Below are 13,040 nucleotides of genomic sequence, written 5' to 3'. Positions count from 1 at the left end.
GGTCTCAAGCTGCCTGTTTTGCCGTGACGAATGCCGCAAGGCTGGCCACGTTGGTGAAATGGTTGCGGGTGTCTTTGGCATCGGCGTCGATCTTGATGCCGTATTTTTTCTGGATCGCCAGACCCAGTTCCAGCGCGTCCACGGAGTCCAGGCCGAGGCCTTCGCCGAACAATGTCTGCTCGTCGCCGATGTCCTCGGGGCTGATGTCTTCGAGGCCCAAGGCGTCGATGATCAGCAGTTTGATGTCACGCACCAGGCTAGCGGTGTTCAGTTCGCTCATCTGCGGCGAGCTCCTTAATGAAATAGTCATGCAAATAATCGTTGAGCTTGCGCGAGGCCTGCGGTGCGGGGCCTTGCGCGGCGAAGGTCTGTGGGTCTATATCGGCCCCCACGCGAAAACTGAAGTGCACGCGGCGATGGGGGATGCGATACCACGGCTCGGCTTTGGTCAGGGTGGTCGGGCTGACCTTGATGATCACCGGGGTAACGATTTTCGCACCGCGCAGGGCAATTGCCGCCGCCCCCCGATGAAAGGCCGGCGCCTGCCCCGGCTGGGTGCGCGTGCCTTCGGGAAAGATGATCAGGGTCTGGCCGTCCTGCAACGACTGCGCGGCGGCGTCGAGCATATCCATGCTGCCGTCGTTGCTGATGTACTCGGTGCGGCGCAGCGGGCCACGGGTGAACGGGTTTTCCCAGAGGGTTTTCTTCACTACGCAATTGGCGTGGCGCACCAGGCCGATGAGAAACACCACATCGATCAGCGACGGGTGGTTGGCGATGATCATCTGCCCCGGTCGGCCAAGCCGCTCGGCCCCCTCGATGTCATAAGTCAGCACCCCGGTGCGAGCCATGAAACGCACGAAAAACCAGAACAAGCGACTGACCGTACGCCGCGCGCGCAGGCGATGGACCAGCGCGTCACCGGGCAGGCAGCCGAGCAGCGGAAATACCAGCAGGCGCAGACACAGCCCGCCGAGCCCGAACAAGGCGAAGCTCGCAGCAGTGGCCAGCAGGCGCCAGTAGTAGGCGTCGCGGTGTTTAGCGGTCACGGGTTGCGATGCCAGGTCCATACACGATTTTTCCACGCATGTTGGCAGTCAGTTTGCTGGCCGAGCAGGGTTCGCAGCAGGTTGAGCGCGTGCGGCCAGTGCGCCTTGGACCGGGTTTCGGTGCTGCTGTTCAGGGTCAGCCGCCAGTCGGTACCGGGCGTGAGCAATAAACCCAGCGCATAAGGGAACGGCACATCATCGACCCACTGCGAATACGCCTCCGGCGGCTGCTCTTCGGTGATTACCAACAGCACGGCCGGGGCGCCTTCATCAAGCAGTGCCGCTGCTTCGAGCATGCCGTGTTCAAGGCCATCGCCAGCCGCCGCGAGGGCGGTCATTTCGCTGGTTTCACCGCGCATGATCGACCACAAACCGATGATCGCGTTATGCACTGAAAGGCTGAATTGGGTGGGCGACAAGGGCTGTTCGGTGGCCAGATCGCGGAGGATTTCGAATGTGCGTGGGGTTTCGCCGTGCCGCGAGACGAACACCAGTGGCAGATGGTCCCGGCCTTCGGCCAGCGGCCAGCCAACGCTGAAGGCCATCCGCGCCAGGCGGCTGAGGCGACGGCGTTGCATGGCCGGCAGAAACGACACATCGGGCGCGGCATCACTGCTCTGCAGCACGACCGGTTGTCGGCTCCAGGCCTGCCAGGCGTCCACGCTGTCGAGCCCCGGGGCCCACGCGCGCCATTGGGCGATGTTGAAGTTGATCACGGACATTCATCCCGCCCCTGCGGGCTTTCGTTGACGCGTTGAGTCGCCAGCGCCGCAGCAGGCTTGGCTTGGCGCAGGGCGCCGGGTGGCGCGCATTATCCCGGTGCGACGGGTGTGTAGCAAATGTTGGTTACATTTTGCCCAACAAAATGTACCGAGCGGTTCGCTGCATGGCTATCACTTGGCCATTATCCAGATTTGACGCGGCGTGTCTGTCAGGTGTCTCTGGGATGGCTGGCGGTTTTTTCCATGCCTGGGCGTCGATTTTTACACCTGACGACGTAGTCCATGTCGGTGAAGGTAGCGAAGCGCGGTCACCGCCAACTACACTCGGTCATTCTTTGATACACGGAGGTTTGGTCATGCGGCGCGTGGTGTTCAATCAGAAAGGTGGCGTGGGCAAATCCAGCATCGCCTGCAATCTGGCGGCGGTCAGCGCCAGCGAGGGTTATCGCACGTTGTTGGTCGACCTCGATGCCCAGGCCAATTCCACTCAGTATCTGACCGGGCTCACCGGCGATGACATTCCGATGGGCATCGCCGATTTCTTCAAACAGAGCCTGTCTTCAGGGCCGTTCTCGAAAAAGAATCAGGCGGACATCTACGAAACCCCTTTCGACAACCTGCACATCATCACCGCCACCGCCGAACTGGCCGACCTGCAGCCCAAGCTCGAGGCCAAGCACAAGATCAACAAGCTGCGTAAGTTGCTCGATGAGCTATCGGAAGACTACGACCGGATCTATCTCGATACCCCGCCAGCACTGAATTTCTACGCGGTATCGGCGCTGATTGCCGCGGATCGAGTGTTGATCCCCTTTGACTGCGACAGCTTTTCACGTCAGGCCCTGTACGGACTGATCGCCGAGATCGAGGAATTGAAGGACGACCATAACGAAGGCCTGGAAGTCGAAGGCATCGTGGTCAATCAGTTTCAGGCGCGGGCCAGCCTGCCACAGCAGATTCTCGATGAGCTGATTGCCGAAGGCTTGCCGGTGTTGCCGGTGTATTTGAGCAGTTCGGTGCGCATGCGCGAGTCGCACCAGGCCAGCATGCCGCTGATCCACCTCGATCCACGGCACAAGCTGACCCAGCAGTTTGTGGAACTGCACAATCTGCTGGAAGACCACTGATTCCCCGACTCACACGCAAATCCTGTGGGAGCGAGCCTGCTCGCGAAGAGGCCGGCACATTCAACATCGGCGCTGAATGATCGACCGCCTTCGCCAGCAGGCTCGCTCCCACAGGGTGGTCTGTGTTGGGTCAGATGCCTTGGCTACGCAGCCATGCCATCAACTGCGGCAATGGCAACGCACCGCTCTGCCGCGCCACTTCCCTGCCGTTTTTAAACAGAATCAGACTCGGAATCGAGCGAATCCCCAACTGCGCCGACAACTGCTGGTTCGCTTCGCTGTCGAGCTTGGCCAGCCGACACTTGCCCGCCAACTGCGCCGCAGCCTGTTCGAACACCGGCGCGAACGACTTGCACGGCCCGCACCATTCCGCCCAGACATCCACCAGTAACGGCAGATCGCCCTTGATCTGACTGGCGTAATCGCCTTGCTTGAGTTCGAAAGGCTTGCTCAGCAGTACCGCAGATTTGCAGCGTCCGCACTTGGGTTGATCGGCGAGACGCTCGGCTGGAATGCGGTTGACGCCGTTGCAGGAGGGGCAGGGGATGAGGAGTGGGGTGGTCATGATTGGTTCTCTGATAGGCAGTCTATAGAACTGAGTTGGAGTCGATCTGCCAACTTATCAATGTCGCAACTGCTCACATTTTTCTCAAAACAGTTCCGGGATCGATGGCTAGTCTGAAGACCAATTCGGCGTTTTACGCTTGTCGTGAGGAGATCGCTTTGTCTTTATCTGCGTGCTACTTTTGTTGCACTAGTCCAGGAATCGATGATTCCTATGCATCAAATCGGAGCGACATAATGTCCGTAACTTCCAAGATACGCCGCCAAGGCGGCGCTGCCGTCATTACGATTCCGCCCACGCTTTTAAAGTTGTTGCATCTGGAGGTTGGCGCACAGCTAGAGCTGAATGTGGTCGATGGCGAACTGATTGCTCGTCCAGCCGTAGCCGCTACGCGTAAGCGTTATAGTTTGTCAGAGCTACTCGAAGGCGCAGAAGAATTGCAGAAACTTAACGCCCAGACTAGCGAGACCCTTGAAGGTGATTCTGTCGGCCGGGAGCTGGGTTGATGGTGCGCCGACAGCCCCCTCAGCGGGGTGACGTTTACTGGATTGATCCAAACCCAGTGGCGGGGCGGGAGATGATGAACAGACATCGCTTTGTGGTGATCACGCCCAGAGAGATCAACGCATTGGGCGTGAGCATGACGGTGCCTGTTACTAGCGGTGGGAATTTCAGCCGGAATATGGGTTTGGCGGTCGCCATTACTGGCCACGAAACCAATGGTGTAGCGGTGTGTAATCAGGTTCGCAGTTTTGACATAGAACAACGGGTACGAGACGGCACGGCCAAATTCATCGAGCGACTGGATGACGTGACAATGTCTGACATCGTCGACCGTGTAATCAGTGCAATCGACCCGCTAAGCTGAAGCGCCTACGAAGAACAACTGATCTCCAAATGCTTTCCCCACTCCGGTGGCCGCTCGGCGTAACCCTCCATCCCCGGCTGCTCCTCAAACGGTTTGCTCAGCACCGCATGCAGTCGGCGTACCTCGGCATAATCCCCTTGTTCCGCCGCATCAATAGCCTTTTGCGCCAGATAATTGCGCAGGATGTACAGCGGATTGACTGCATGCATCCGTGCGCGGCGTTGTGCCTGATCGGCATTGCCGTCGCGGCCGACCCGGGCGACGTAGCGTTCGCCCCAGGCATCGAAACCTTTGATATCGACAAAATCGTCGCGCAGGCGGGCGATGGCCTGTTCGGCTGACTCTTCACCGAGGCGGCGGAAGAACAGCGTGTAGTCGACGCCGCTGTTCTGCATCAGTTGCAGCAGGTTTTCCAGCAGTTGCTGATCGTCGTCCTCGGCGGTGGTGAAGCCGAAGCGGCGGCGCATCAGGTCGAGGTAGTGCGCCTGGAACAGCGGCAGGTACAAGCCGAGGGTTTCGCGCAGGGCCTCGACGCTGATGAACGGCGTCAGCGCCTGGGCGAGCGCGCTGAGGTTCCACTGGCCCACCGGCACCTGATTGCTGAACGAGTAGCGGCCCTGATCATCGGAGTGATTGCAGATGAAATGCGCGTCGAAGTCATCGAGGAAGGCGAACGGGCCGAAGTCGAAGGTGATGCCGAGGATCGACATGTTGTCGGTGTTCATCACGCCGTGGCAGAAGCCATAAGCCTGCCACTTGGCGATCAGTTCGGCGTTGCGTTCGACGATCTCGCGAAACATTGCCAGATACGGTTCCGGTTGCTCCAGGCATTCGGGGAAGTGCATCGCCAGCACATGCTCGCCAAGCTGTTTCTGCTGCTCGGGGCGCTTGGTGTAGTAGAAGTATTCGAAATGGCCGAAGCGGATATGGCTCGGTGCCAGACGCAGCACCATCGCCGCGCGTTCCTGCTTTTCCCGCCAGACCGGCGTGTCGGAGCCGATAACGCAGGCGGCCCGCGAAGACGGGATGTTCAGCGCGTACAGCGCTTCGGAAGCGAGGAATTCGCGAATCGACGAGCGCAGCACCGCGCGGCCATCGCCCATGCGCGAAAACGGCGTCTGCCCGGCGCCCTTGAGGTGCAGGTCCCAATGCTCGCCGACGTTGTTGTACACCTCGCCCAGCAGCAGGCCGCGCCCGTCGCCCAGTTGCGGGGTATAACCGCCGAACTGATGCCCGGAATAGACCATCGCCCGTGGCTCGGCGTCGGCCCACAGCTTGTGGCCGCCGAACAGCTGCGCGAATTCTTCGGTGTCGGCGCTGGCCGCATCGAGATCGAGCAAGGCCAGAGCGGCCGGGCTGGCGACCACCAGCCGCGGATTGTCGATCGGCTCGGGCAGCACGTGCGCGGAGAACGCGTCGCCCAGGCGGGCGAAGCGGTTGTCGAAAGTCAGTTCGTCGAGGGCTTTCACGGGCCGGCTCCAGCAGAATGTCCGAGCATTCTGCTGGGACCATGTCGGTTAGTCGAGTTTGCTCGGTGGCGGTTCCGGCAACGGTTTCTGCCCGTCGACGATCGGCACGATGGTTTTGTTCTCGGGTTCCACAGGCACCATCTTGTATTCCTGGCCGTGCAGGTTCTTCAGATAAACCTCCATCTGCCGGAACGAGATGTTGATGTGCTGCTTCTTGAACTCGCGATTGATGAAGCGGTTGACCTCATCCAGCACCGGGTTGCGGTCACCGAGATCGCGCACATGCATGCGCAGTTCGTGGTCGAGGGTGCTTTCGCCGAAGTTGAGGAAGTACACGTGTGGCTCAGGTTCTTTGAGCACACGCGGGTTCTCCCGGGCCGCTTTGAGCAGCAGTTCCTTGACCAGGTCCAGATCCGAACCGTAATCGACGCCGAGTTTCAGCGTGACGCGGGTGATGGTGTCGGTCAGCGACCAGTTGATCAGTTGCCCGGTGATGAACGTTTTGTTCGGGACAATGATGTCCTTGCGGTCGAAGTCGGTGATGGTTGTGGCGCGGATGCGGATCTTGCTCACCGTGCCCGACAGGTTGCCGATGGTGATGGTGTCACCGATCCGCACCGGGCGTTCGAAGAGGATCATGATGCCGGAGATGAAGTTGGCGAAGATCTCCTGCATACCGAAACCGAGGCCCACCGACAGCGCTGCCACCAGCCACTGCAACTTGTCCCAGCTGACGCCGAGGGTCGACAGGGTGGTGACAAAACCGACGCCGGCAATCACGTAGGACAGCAGCGTGGTTGTCGCATAAGCGCTGCCCTGGGCCAGATTGAGTTTGGACAGCACGAACACTTCGAGCAGCCCGGGCAAGTTGCGCGCCAGCGCGAAGGTGATGCCGATGATGATCAGCGCGCCGAGCATGTCGCCGATGCTGATCGGCACCATGCTCATGTTGGCGCCGGTGCCGCTGGTGTATTCGTAGAGGGTGATGTTGTCCAGATACGAGAACACCGAAATCAGGTCCGACCAGACCCAGTACAGCGCCGCGATGAAACCGCCGAGCAGGGCCAGACGGATCAGGCGCAGGGACTGTTCGTTGACCTTTTCGATGTCCAGCGTCGGCTCTTCGATCACCGCTTCGCCGTCGCCGGCCTCTTTTGCCGCCTGCCGTTTGGCCAGTGCGCGCTGATAAGCCAAACGCCGCGCGGCAACGCTCAAGCCACGCACGAAGGTCGCCTCGATCACCAGCCAGAACATCAGCAGGTACAGGGTGTTGATCAAGCGGTCGCTGAGTTTCAGCGCGGTGTAGTAGTAGCCGAAGCACACCGCGACAAACAGGGCGATCGGCAGCAGCGTGAACATCACTCCGACGGCTTTGCGGAACAGCGAGGCATTCTGGTGCGTCGGGCTGCTGATCAGCAGGCGACTGAGCAGCCACGCCATCAAGGCGTAGCAGGTCAGCACCACCGGCATGCCGAGCACGTCATCGGCCAGCGCCGCTGGTTGCAATTCGGCGACGGCCACCACGGCCACCAGCGCCATGACCACAAGGCCCAATCGACGCACCCAGCCCTGAAGGAACTCGACCTGCGGTTTTTCCCAGCGGAAGTGCAATTCCGCCACGCCACCCGGCGCAAGAATCCGGTATGCGGTGTAGAACACCAGCCAGGCCTGGCCCATCTGCAACAGCGCCGCGCCCATATTGGCGTTCTGCCCGCGCGCGTCGATCTGCAAGGCCAGACCGCATAGCGCCAGACCCAGCGCCACCGGCATCGCCAACAGGATGTTGATCAGAATCGCCTGCGGCGTGTGCCACTGGCTGTCGCGCTTGAAGTGGCCGATGTCCTGGTGAACTTTGTTGAGGCGTCCGTACAGCGCCTTGCGGCGCCACAACAGGGCGCCAATCAGCAGCGCCAGAGGCAAGAACAGCAATGGCCGCTGGGTCAGGCCGTCAGCCAGCTCGCTCAGGCTCGACGCCCAGGGCAAGGTATTGACCTGCCGCTCCAGGCGCTCGGGCACACCGCGCATCCATTCCACGTCCAGCGGCTTGTTGCTGGGGATCCAGAACATCTGTTCGTCGAGGGTCGCGCGCAGGCTTTGCGCGGTGCTCAGCAATTGTTTCTGGTTGAGCTGCAGGGTGATCGATTCGTTGAGCATCGCGCTCAACTCGCGGTTCAGCCGCTCGAGCAGATCAGCGCGGGTGTTGGCCAGATCGAGCAGGCTCTTGCGCAATTGCGGGGTGACCTGCTCAGGCGGCTGGGTGGCCAGCAAATTGTCGACGTAGGTCGCCGGATTGCTCAGCAGCTCCCGCTGCTGGCTGACATCGAACTGATACAGGCGAATATCGGCAATCTGGTCGGCGAGGTCGCGGTCGACCTTCAAGTGCGGCAGCGCCTGCTTCTGTTTGTAGAGGATTTTCGACAGCAGCAGGCTGCCCTTGAGCACGTTGATTTGCTCGTCCAGCGCCGAATCGCTCTGGGTCAGGGTGTCGAGTTGCTGTTTGGTCTGCAGGTTCTGCTGCGTGACTTCGTTGAGACGGTCGGTGCTCTTGAGCAAATAGTCGGAAAGCTTGAGGTTGGTCGCGCTCTCACTCGCCAGCAGGCTGCTGCCGCCGGCCTTCTGCGCTTCGATCGATTGCTGGGTAACGGTTTCCTGCGACTGCGCCAGACGCTTCTGGTTGATCAGGGTTTGCAGTTCCTGGATCTCGCGGTCGAGACGATCGGATTTTTCCGAGAGCAAATCGTGCTGGGCATTGCCCAGATCCTGCAACTGGGTGTTGCCGGCCAGTTCCTGGCGGCGCAGCGGAATCAGTGCATTGAGTGCGGCGAGTTCGGCGTTCAACTGGTCGCGCTGTTCGGCGGTGACCGTTTTGCCGGTGTCCTTGCCGGATTTGAGGATGGTGTTGATCTGCTGGATGCGCGTCTGGCTGGCGGAAATCTCCGCCTGAGCGCGCTCGGGGCGAGTCTGTGCAGTGATGATCAGGCTGTTGGCTTCGGCCAGGGCTTTTTGCAGATCGCTCTGCTGCGTCGAGCGATCGGTAAGGATCTGCTCCAGTTGCTGGATCGACTCTTTCGGAAAGCGCTGCGCTACCGGCACCGGTGCGGTGGCCTTGAGGCGGCTGAGTTCGCGGGTATTTTCAATCGTCTGCTTCGGCGCGTTGGCCAGCTGACGCTTGAGATCGATCAGCTTCTGCTCGTAATCACGCTGGTTGTTCAGTTGATTGAGGGTGTTCTGCAGGACGGTCTGCAGGGTCTTCTTGTCGGCGTCCGGCAGTTTGCTGTCGGCCAGCTTGTCGAGGCTGGCCTGCACGGCATCGCTGGACGGTGGTTCGGCAGCATGCAGCGGGCCGACGACAAGACTGAGGCCCAGCAGGGCCGCGGCGAAAAAGGAGCGCAGGGTAGGCATAGAGACCGGTCAAGCAAGTGAGAGTGGGAGCAGTTTAGAGGAAGAGTCCGGGGCCCGGGCGACTTCCTTCGGGGAATCTGACGCCCACTTTGCCGATCTTGTTCCCGTCCATGACCGCCACCGTCCAATGGGTGTTGTTCCACTCCACCTGGTCGCCGACGATGGGGGCACCCCCGACTTTTTGCGCAATGAACGCGCCCAGAGTCATGTCCGGATCGATGCCTTCGGCCGGCAAGCCATACAGCGCTGCAACCGCTTTAAGCTGGGCGTCTCCTTCGAGCACGAAGTCGCCGAAGAAACGCAGATCGAGGCCGCGTTGCGGTGCCTGGCTGAACAGTTTGCCGAGGGCCGGCAAGTTGTGTTCATGGCCAATAACACACAGCAAATCATCGACTTCCAGCACCGTACTACCCGACGGATGGAGCAGTTGCTGGCCACGAAACAGCGCCGCGATGCGTGTGCCTTCGGGCATTTTCAGCTCACGCAGGGGCGAGCCGATGCACCATTTCTCCGCGCCGAGCTTGTAAACGAACAGTTCCCACTCGCTGGTGACGTGCACTTCCAGTGCCGCTCGGGATATCGGCGCGGGTTCTGGCGGAACGGTCACCTTGAGCAGCTTGGCCACCCACGGCAGGCTCGTGCCCTGCACCAGCAACGAAACCAACACGATGAAGAACGCCAGATTGAAGTAGAGCTGCGCTTGCGGCAGGCCGGCCATCAGCGGGAACACCGCGAGAATGATCGGCACCGCGCCGCGCAGGCCGACCCAGGAAATAAAGGCTTTTTCACGACCATGGAAGGCCTTGAACGGCAGCAGGCCGACCATCACCGACAGCGGCCGCGCGAACAGGATCATCCACAATGCCAGACCGAGGGCGGGCAGGGCGATCGGCAGCAGATCGTGGGGCGTGACCAGCAGGCCCAGCACGAGGAACATGCCGATCTGCGCCAGCCAGGCCATGCCGTCGAGCATGTGCAGAATGCCGTGGCGGCTGCGCACCGGGCGGTTGCCGATCACCAGACCGCACAGATAGACAGCGAGGAAGCCGCTGCCATGCAAGGCGTTGGTCAGCGCGAACACCACCAGACCGCCAGCAATGATCAGGATCGGATAGAGCCCAGCGGCGAGATTGATGCGATTGACCAGTTGCAGCATCACCCAACCGCCGCCCAGACCGATCACACCACCGATGCCGAACTCGCGGATCAGGTGGGTCAGCAGGCTCCAGTGCAGGCCGGTTTCGCCGCTGGCGAGCATGTCGATCAGGGTCACGGTGAGAAACACCGCCATCGGGTCGTTGCTGCCGGATTCGATTTCCAGACTGGCGCTGACTCGTTCGTTGAGGCCTTTACCGCCGAGCAGCGAGAACACCGCAGCGGCGTCGGTCGAGCCGACGATGGCGCCGATCAGCAGGCCCTGAATCAGATTGAGGTCGAACAGCCACGCAGCGGCCATGCCGGTCAGCCCGGTGGTAATCAACACCCCGACCGTGGCCAGCGACAGCGCCGGCCACAAGGCCACGCGGAAACTCGACACCCGCGTACGCAAGCCGCCGTCGAGCAGGATCACTGCCAGGGCGAGGTTGCCGACCAGATAGGCCGTCGGGTAGTTATCGAAAATGATCCCGCCACCATCGACTCCGGCCGCCATGCCGACCGCGAGAATGATGACCAGAATCGGAATGCCGAGACGTGAAGAAAGAGAACTGACAAGAATGCTTGCGCCTACCAGCAACGCGCCGATCAAGAACAGGCTGTTGATGGTCGTCGCATTCAAAGGCAGTACTCCAGAAGCATAAAGACGAGGCACAAACTGACCATGCAGTCTGCGTGCCAGCGATTCTAACCTGTTGAAATGTGATGCTGTCAAAAAGCTTTTCTGCAGAATCACCCTGAAAATGCGGCGAATGATGACTGTGGCGAGGGGATTCATCCCCGTTCGGCGGCGCAGCCGTCGTAAAACCGCCGTACGCGGATCCTTAAAGGGAACCGCATACGCTGCTTTTGGGGCGGCTTCGCCACCCAACGGGGATAAATCCCCTCACCACAGGGGAAGCTCAAGCGAGGTGTGTTACAGGCTGAACCGCCCAACCATGTTGTTAAGGTCCAGCGCCAAGCGCGACAGCTCATTGCTTGCTGCGCTGGTCTGATTGGCGCCGGTCGCCGACTGCACCGACAGATCGCGGATGTTGACCAGATTGCGATCGACTTCCCGCGCCACCTGCGCCTGCTCTTCGGCGGCGCTGGCGATAACCAGGTTGCGCTCGTTGATTTCGACGATGGCGCTGTTGATGGTGTCCAGCGACATCCCGGCGCCACGGGCGATATTCAAGGTCGATTCGGCGCGCTCGGTGCTGTTGCGCATCGAATCCACGGCGTGTTCGGTGCCGCTCTGGATGCTGCCGATCATGCGTTCGATTTCGCTGGTCGACTGCTGGGTGCGATGGGCCAGTGCGCGCACTTCGTCCGCCACTACGGCGAAACCACGACCGGCCTCACCGGCACGGGCCGCTTCGATGGCTGCGTTCAATGCCAGCAGGTTGGTCTGGTCGGCGAGGCCACGAATCACGTCGAGCACCTTGCCGATGTCGCGGGATTCATTGGCCAGGTCGCCGATCAGCGACGCGGTGCTCTGCACATCGGCGCTCATGCGTTCGATGGCGCTGACGGTTTCTTGCACCAGATCACGACCGTCGCCCGCCGAAGTGGTGGCGTTTTTCGAGGCTTCCGAAGTGCTGACCGCGTTGCGCGCGACTTCCTCGACGGCGCTGGTCATCTCATTGACCGCAGTGGCGGCCTGCTCGATTTCGTTGTTCTGCTGGGTCAGGCCGCGCGCACTTTCGTCGGTGACGCTGTTCAGCTCTTCCGCAGCAGACGCAAGCTGTGTGGCCGAACCGGAGATGCGCTGCAGGGTGTCGCGCAGCTTCGATTGCATCTTCGCCATCGCCGCCAGCAGGCGCCCGGCTTCATCTTCGCCATCGACATGGATCGGCTGGGTGAGGTTGCCTTCGGCGATGGTTTCCGCCGCCTCGAGTGCCTTGGAAATCGGCTTGGTAATGCTCACGGTCAGCAACCAGGCGAACAGCAGGGTCAGGCCGCTGGCGATCACCAGCAGGGTCACCACCAGATCGAACGACAGCGAATACTGATCCTTCGCGCCCTGATCAGTCTCGGCAATCTGCTGGGTGTTGATCTCCAGCAAGCGCGCCAGCGCGGTATTCACCGCTTCCGAATTGCTCAGCAAATCGCTGTTGAGCATCTGTTGCAACTCGGCGATCTGGTTGTTGCGCGACAGGGTTTTCATGCGTTCTTCAAGCTGACGGTACTGCGCCAGCAATTGCACGTACTGATCGTACGCCGCACGCTCCTGCGGGCCTTCGATCAGTGGCTCGTATGCGCGTTGCGCATCGGCGATCTGGCGATTGCGCAGGTCGAACAGCTCGATGGTTTTCTGCTGCACGTCGGGTTCGCGGTTGATCAGCAGGCGATACGAGAGCACGCGCAGGCGCAGGGTCAGTTGAGTGAATTCATCGAGGGCCTTGATCGATGGCACGCTGGCGGTGGCGATGTCTTCGCCGGCCGCGCGGATCTTGCTCATCTGGTTCAGCGCAAACACGCCGAGGATCAACATCAGGCCGCCGATCAGGGCGAAGCCGGTGAACGCCCGTGGGGCGATATTCATATTGCGAAGGGACATGGGCGGATACCGAAAAGGGCCGCATCCATGCGGGCTGAGACTGCTGTATGGGTGACTTATCGGTCATACGACTAAAGTCTTGAGGTGGTGTGCGTATTTGTCGCAGACAGGCTTGAGCGACGAAGTGCAGGAACCAGATCG

The 13,040-nt window shown here is 60.8% G+C and carries 10 protein-coding genes and 2 pseudogenes; 3 read left to right on the top strand and 9 right to left on the bottom strand.

What is annotated here, in order from left to right; all coding sequences use genetic code 11:
* Positions 1-4: 4 nt before the first annotated feature.
* From OC605_RS22890 to OC605_RS22880, 3 genes are read right to left on the bottom strand one after another with little or no spacing between them, the layout of a single operon-like run.
* A complete protein-coding gene (locus OC605_RS22890) occupies positions 5-280 on the bottom strand; it encodes a phosphopantetheine-binding protein (protein WP_039756723.1) in 276 nt (91 codons plus the stop codon).
* Positions 258-1,070, bottom strand: a complete 813-nt coding sequence (locus OC605_RS22885) for a lysophospholipid acyltransferase family protein (protein ID WP_041477597.1) — start codon at positions 1,068-1,070, stop codon at positions 258-260. The genes OC605_RS22890 and OC605_RS22885 overlap by 23 nt, the downstream gene beginning before the upstream one ends.
* The gene (locus OC605_RS22880) at positions 1,046-1,771 is read right to left on the bottom strand and encodes a beta-ketoacyl synthase chain length factor (RefSeq protein ID WP_130899559.1); all 726 of its coding nucleotides are present in this window, start codon (positions 1,769-1,771) and stop codon (positions 1,046-1,048) included. Before OC605_RS22880 ends, OC605_RS22885 begins: the two co-directional genes overlap by 25 nt.
* A 356-nt stretch (positions 1,772-2,127) precedes the next feature.
* Between OC605_RS22880 and OC605_RS22875 the strand changes: the two genes are divergently transcribed.
* A complete protein-coding gene (locus OC605_RS22875; RefSeq protein WP_262139658.1) occupies positions 2,128-2,898 on the top strand; it encodes a ParA family protein in 771 nt (256 codons plus the stop codon).
* Between the two features lie 130 nt (positions 2,899-3,028).
* Here OC605_RS22875 and trxC read toward each other — a convergent pair whose 3' ends face one another.
* Positions 3,029-3,463, bottom strand: a complete 435-nt coding sequence (gene trxC, locus OC605_RS22870) for a thioredoxin TrxC (protein WP_207807687.1) — start codon at positions 3,461-3,463, stop codon at positions 3,029-3,031.
* A 236-nt stretch (positions 3,464-3,699) separates the two neighbouring features.
* On the opposite strand from trxC, the gene OC605_RS22865 reads away from it, so the two are divergent.
* Positions 3,700-3,969 (top strand): hypothetical protein, encoded by a 270-nt coding sequence (locus OC605_RS22865; protein WP_008077592.1) that lies wholly within the window; start codon positions 3,700-3,702, stop codon positions 3,967-3,969.
* Positions 3,969-4,331, top strand: coding sequence for a type II toxin-antitoxin system PemK/MazF family toxin (locus tag OC605_RS22860; RefSeq protein WP_041477600.1), 363 nt, complete (start codon positions 3,969-3,971; stop codon positions 4,329-4,331). Before OC605_RS22865 ends, OC605_RS22860 begins: the two co-directional genes overlap by 1 nt.
* Positions 4,332-4,336: 5 nt before the next feature.
* On the opposite strand, the gene selO is transcribed toward OC605_RS22860, so the two are convergent.
* From selO to OC605_RS28250, 5 genes and pseudogenes are all read right to left on the bottom strand, one after another.
* The gene (selO, locus tag OC605_RS22855) at positions 4,337-5,800 is read right to left on the bottom strand and encodes a protein adenylyltransferase SelO (RefSeq protein ID WP_262139653.1); all 1,464 of its coding nucleotides are present in this window, start codon (positions 5,798-5,800) and stop codon (positions 4,337-4,339) included.
* 48 nt (positions 5,801-5,848) lie between these two features.
* The gene (gene mscK, locus OC605_RS22850) at positions 5,849-9,202 is read right to left on the bottom strand and encodes a mechanosensitive channel MscK (protein ID WP_076565278.1); all 3,354 of its coding nucleotides are present in this window, start codon (positions 9,200-9,202) and stop codon (positions 5,849-5,851) included.
* Between the two features lie 34 nt (positions 9,203-9,236).
* Complete coding sequence (locus tag OC605_RS22845; protein ID WP_024011302.1) at positions 9,237-10,979, bottom strand: potassium/proton antiporter; 1,743 nt, start codon at positions 10,977-10,979, stop codon at positions 9,237-9,239.
* 294 nt (positions 10,980-11,273) lie between these two features.
* A pseudogene (locus OC605_RS28255) lies at positions 11,274-11,873 on the bottom strand (methyl-accepting chemotaxis protein); the annotation flags it as partial.
* A gap of 303 nt (positions 11,874-12,176) precedes the next feature.
* A pseudogene (locus OC605_RS28250) lies at positions 12,177-12,833 on the bottom strand (MCP four helix bundle domain-containing protein); the annotation flags it as partial.
* Positions 12,834-13,040: the final 207 nt, after the last annotated feature.

It is taken from the genome of Pseudomonas sp. Marseille-Q5117 (assembly GCF_946901175.1).
In the GTDB taxonomy this organism is placed as follows: domain Bacteria; phylum Pseudomonadota; class Gammaproteobacteria; order Pseudomonadales; family Pseudomonadaceae; genus Aquipseudomonas; species Aquipseudomonas iranensis.
The sequence above is the reverse complement of the archived record's forward strand: the minus strand, read 5'-3'. Positions and strand labels throughout refer to the sequence as shown.

Coding starts and splice junctions, on each gene's coding strand:
- OC605_RS22885 (WP_041477597.1), bottom strand. CDS start 1,070: ATGGACCTGGCATCGCAACCCGTGACCGCTAAACACCGCGACGCCTAC.
- OC605_RS22860 (WP_041477600.1), top strand. CDS start 3,969: ATGGTGCGCCGACAGCCCCCTCAGCGGGGTGACGTTTACTGGATTGAT.
- OC605_RS22890 (WP_039756723.1), bottom strand. CDS start 280: ATGAGCGAACTGAACACCGCTAGCCTGGTGCGTGACATCAAACTGCTG.
- OC605_RS22865 (WP_008077592.1), top strand. CDS start 3,700: ATGTCCGTAACTTCCAAGATACGCCGCCAAGGCGGCGCTGCCGTCATT.
- trxC (WP_207807687.1), bottom strand. CDS start 3,463: ATGACCACCCCACTCCTCATCCCCTGCCCCTCCTGCAACGGCGTCAAC.
- OC605_RS22880 (WP_130899559.1), bottom strand. CDS start 1,771: ATGTCCGTGATCAACTTCAACATCGCCCAATGGCGCGCGTGGGCCCCG.
- OC605_RS22875 (WP_262139658.1), top strand. CDS start 2,128: ATGCGGCGCGTGGTGTTCAATCAGAAAGGTGGCGTGGGCAAATCCAGC.
- mscK (WP_076565278.1), bottom strand. CDS start 9,202: ATGCCTACCCTGCGCTCCTTTTTCGCCGCGGCCCTGCTGGGCCTCAGT.